Consider the following 3,580-nt stretch of genomic DNA (forward strand, 5'->3'; position numbering starts at 1 on the left):
GCCGACCCTTTCATCAGGTTGTCGATGGCGCTGAAGACGACGATGCGTTTATTGGTCGGGTCGAGTTCGAACCCGACCTCGGCGTAGTTCGTCCCGGCGACCGCCTTGGGTTCCGGGTAGCGATAGACGCCGCCGCCCCCGCGACGAGGCGGACGAACGGTTCGTCCTCGTAGGCTTCTCGATACGCTTTCCAGAGGTCGCCCTTCGAGACGGGCGAGTCGGGGAACACGTGACAGGTCGCGGAGGCTCCGCGAACCATGTCCACGGCGTGTGCACTGAACGACACGCTCGTTCCGAGAATCCCCTCGATTTCGGCCTCGTGGCGGTGGCCGGTCGGCGCGTAGGGGCGAACGATGCCCGAGCGCTCGACGTGGCTGCTCGCCTTGCTCGGCGAGGCACCACCCTCGGAGGATCCGACCTTCACGTCCACGACGACCTGCTCGCTCCCGAAGAGGATTCCGGCGTCGAACAGCGGCGACAGGCCGAGCAGCGTCGCGGTGGCGTTACAGCCACCCGCGGCGATGAGGTCCGCACCGGGCAGTTCCTCGCGCGTCAGTTCCGGCAGGGCGTAGATGGCCTCGTCCAGATATTCGGGACAACTGTGTCCGTCGTACCACTCGTCGTACTCGGCTTCCGTGTCGAGCGGAAGTCCGCGCTCAAATCGACCACCGTGTCGGCGGCCTCGCGGAACGAGTCGATGTGTTCCATCGAGACGCCGTGTGGCGTCGCGGCGAACAGCACGTCCACCGATTCGAGGTCCGAAGGCTCCGAGAAGCGAAGGTCGGACCCACGTAAATTCGGGTGGACGGAGCCGAGCGTCTTGTTCGCGTACTCCCTGCTGGTTGCCTGTGCGAGTTCGAAGTTCGGATGTCCGGCAAGCAGGCGGAGCAGCTCTCCGCCGGTGAAGCCGCTGGCTCCGATGACGGTGGCCGAGAGCGTCTCCCCGCTCGCGTCCGCTTGCTCCGCGTCGGTCGCTGCGGCCATCAGGCGACCACCTCCGCGGGGACCTTGGTTTCAAGCCAGTCCACGACGGCGGCGGGAACGTCCGTTTCGACCGCCTCGTTCAGCGCCTTGAACTCGACCGTGTGGTTCACTTCGTGGACCGTGTAGCCCGACTCGGTCTCCATCAAGTCGACGCCGAGGAGACCGCCGCCGACCGCGTCACTGGCTTTCTCAACCAGCGACTTCGCTTCCGCGTCGAGTTCGAACTCGTCCGTCTCAGCACCTTTCGCGGCGTTCGTGAGCCAGTGGTCCGAATGGCGGACCATCGCGGCGACCGGCTTCCCGTCCAGCGCGACGACGCGGATGTCGCGCTCCGGTTTGTCCACGAACTCCTGCACGTAGAACACCTTGTGCTCGTAGTGGCCGAGCGTGGCCTTGTGTTCCAGAATTGCCTCCGCCGCACTGCGCGAGTCGATTTTCGCCATCAGGCGACCCCACGAACCGACGACGGGTTTGAGGACGCACGGGTAGCCGAAGCTTTCGATGGCCTCCATCGCGCTGTCGGTCGTGAAGGCGACTTTCGTCTCGGGCGTGGGGACGCCCGCGCCCGCGAGCGCGAGGCTGTTCTTCGCCTTGTCCGAACACACCTCCGCGGTTTCGTGGCTGTTGACGACGGGAACCCCGTACGCCTCGCAGAATTGCGTGGCGTAGAGGCTCCGGCTCGTCGCCAGACAGCGGTCCACGACGAGATCGAGCCCCTCGAAGGCCTCGGGTGGCTCGGTCAGATCGAACGTCTGCTTGCGCACGTCGATCTTCGTTACCTCGTGTCCGCGCTCGCGGAGCTCCGCGAGGAGGAGCTTTTCATCGCGGCGAATCCTAGAGTAGAGGATGCCTACATTCACGCGAGCCACCTCCGGTGGCAAGCGTGAGCCAGCAAATGGTGCGTATTTGCGCGGTGCAATTTACTCCCCCCAGTCCTCTTCGAGCTCCGGCGCTCGGTCGAGGACTGGCGGGTTCACGTCGATGACTTCCAGTTCGACACCGCAGGTTCCACAGTCGATGATTTCGCCCGCTTCCAAATCGTCGTGCAAAGCCACATCGGCTCCGCACTCAACGCATTCTGCCATTGTACTCTCTCGTATCGCCCTATCGGACTTAAATCCATCGTTATTAATTATGAAAGAAAAGCATAGACTGCCGTCTAACGGCGTGAGAATGCAGATACCGCGGTTTCGATGTTAGTAATCAAGTAGTGCCCCACGCGGGGGTCGCGGTAGTTCAGGCATAGTCGTTAACCTCCGTCTGGAGCGTTTCACCGGCCGCTTCGAGCGACTCAGCGAGCTCGGTCGTCGTCGTTTCGTCGGCCACGAGCGTCGCTTCCGCGTCGGCGAGCGAGTCGGCCAGCGACTCGCTCGCCGGACCGCCGACCGAATCGCGCATGGCGACGCTCGTCGCCGCGTCGAGTGCCGATTCGACTTCCTCGGGGGCGACGAACTCCGAGAGCGGTGCGCCGAGGACCTCCTCGGCCGCCGAGTCCAGAGCGTCGTAGTCCGCTTCGCCCGCCGTCGCAACCACTTCGTGGGCCGTGCGGAACGGAACACCGCACATCGCCAGCAGGTCGGCGACGCCCGTCGCGGTCGAAAAGCCCTCTCCGGCCGCGTCCTCGAGCGCGTCATCGTTCCACGCCGCGGTCGCCACCGCACCAGCCGCGACTTCGGTCGCGTCGGTTACGGCGTCGATGGCGTCCCACGCGTGCGGCGTCGCGCGTTGCAGGTCGCGGTTGTACGCGCGCGGCAGACCCTTCAGCGTGGTGAGCAGCCCCGACAGTCCGGAGTGAGCGTCGCCCGCGACCGCGCGAGCCAGTTCCAAGGTGTCGGGATTCTTCTTCTGTGGCATGATGGACGACGTGGACGCGTAATCGTCCGAGAGTTCCACGAAGCCGCGATTCGAGTAAATCACGAGGTCCTCGGAGACACCGGAGACCGTCGTGGCGAGGTTCGCCGCGGCGGCGACCGTCTCGACCAAAAAGTCGCGGGTCGAAACAGCGTCCATCGAGTTCTCAAGAACGCCGTCGAAGCCGAGCAGTTCCGCCACGCGCTCGCGGTTCACGTCGAAGGGCGTTCCGGCGAACGCCGCCGCGCCGAGCGGACACTGGTTGATTCTCCCGTAGGCATCGAGCAGGCGTGCCGTATCGCGCGAAACCGCCTGTTCGTAGGACGCGAGGAAGTGCCCGACGGTCGTCGGTTGCGCGGGCTGAAGGTGGGTGTAGCCCGGCATCACCGTCTCTGCGTGCGATTCCGCGGCGTCGAGCAGGGCCGAGCGGAGCGCCGTCGTGGTTTCGAGGAGCGAGAGAACGTCCTCGCGGAGGCGATAGCGGATGCAGGTCGCCACCTCGTCGTTCCGACTGCGGGCGGTGTGCATCTTCCCGCCGTCGTGGCCGACCCGTCCGACGACCGCCGTTTCGATGGCGGCGTGAACGTCCTCGCCCTCGGGGAGCGTCTCGTGGCCCTCGACTTCGACCACGTTCAGCGCGGTGAGGATTTCGCCCGCTACCTCGTCGTCGATGATGCCCTGTTCGGCCAGCATCACGACGTGGGCGCGGTCGATTTCGAGGTCCGCCGCGAAGATGCGCTCGTCG

At 65.3% G+C, this 3,580-nt stretch carries 3 protein-coding genes and 1 pseudogene; all 4 read right to left on the reverse strand.

Annotated features, from left to right (window positions below; genetic code table 11):
* Positions 1-984, reverse strand: a pseudogene (argC, locus tag BG842_RS24910) (N-acetyl-gamma-glutamyl-phosphate reductase); the annotation flags it as partial.
* The gene (gene lysX, locus BG842_RS24915; RefSeq protein WP_069452898.1) at positions 984-1,844 is read right to left on the reverse strand and encodes a lysine biosynthesis protein LysX; all 861 of its coding nucleotides are present in this window, start codon (positions 1,842-1,844) and stop codon (positions 984-986) included. The pseudogene argC and the gene lysX, both read right to left, overlap by 1 nt.
* A gap of 60 nt (positions 1,845-1,904) precedes the next feature.
* Positions 1,905-2,069: a lysine biosynthesis protein LysW gene (lysW, locus tag BG842_RS24920; RefSeq protein ID WP_007976494.1), complete on the reverse strand. Its 165-nt coding sequence runs from the start codon at positions 2,067-2,069 to the stop codon at positions 1,905-1,907.
* Between the two features lie 151 nt (positions 2,070-2,220).
* On the reverse strand, positions 2,221-3,580 hold a 1,360-nt coding region (gene argH / locus BG842_RS24925), incomplete at its 5' end, for an argininosuccinate lyase (protein ID WP_069452899.1).

The sequence above is a fragment of the Haladaptatus sp. W1 genome (genome assembly GCF_001723155.1).
In the GTDB taxonomy this organism is placed as follows: Archaea; Halobacteriota; Halobacteria; order Halobacteriales; family Haladaptataceae; genus Haladaptatus; species Haladaptatus paucihalophilus.

Bases quoted from the DNA above. Each gene is read 5' to 3' on its own strand.
- lysW (WP_007976494.1), bottom strand. From the start codon at position 2,069: ATGGCAGAATGCGTTGAGTGCGGAGCCGATGTGGCTTTGCACGACGAT.